A 515-nucleotide genomic window follows, 5' to 3' on the forward strand; every position below is an offset into this window, starting at 1 on the left:
CCAGAGAGGAGTGCTGCTGTCCTTGTCGAAGAGGTAGACCTTGTAGTCATCGGAGCCGGCAGCGATGTACTCGCCGTCCGCCGAGATGGCCACTGAAGAAATTCCAGAAATGCCGTAAGAGCTCCAGAGTGGCGTGCTGCTGTCCTTGTCGAAAAGGTAGACTGCAAACGAACCGGCAGCGATGTACTCACCGTCCGCTGAGATAGAAATCGAATCTACCCGAGTAAAGCTAACATCATCAGTTAGGTAGCTCCATAGCGGTGTACTACTGTTCTTGTTGAAGAGGTAGACCCAAGCATCCTGGGTTCCAGCAGCGATGTACTCGCCGTCCGCCGAGATGGTGACTGAGCGCACCCAATCCCCAGTAGTATAGCTCCAGAGGGGCGTGCTGCTGTCTTTGCTGAAGAGGTAGACATTGTCGTCCCGGGAGCCGGCGGCGATGTACTCACCGTCCGCCGAGATTGACACCGACCACACCTCATCCCCGGTTTCGTAGCTCCAGAGCGGGGTGCTAC

Annotated in this window: 1 protein-coding gene; it reads right to left on the minus strand. The window is 56.3% G+C overall.

Annotation, left to right across the window (positions count from 1 at the left end):
- Positions 1-515: PQQ-binding-like beta-propeller repeat protein (locus tag QGG57_07170; protein MDP7007931.1), on the minus strand; the 515-nt coding region annotated here is incomplete at both ends.

It is taken from the genome of Candidatus Poseidoniia archaeon (assembly GCA_030748895.1).
GTDB lineage: Archaea > Thermoplasmatota > Poseidoniia > MGIII > CG-Epi1 > UBA8886.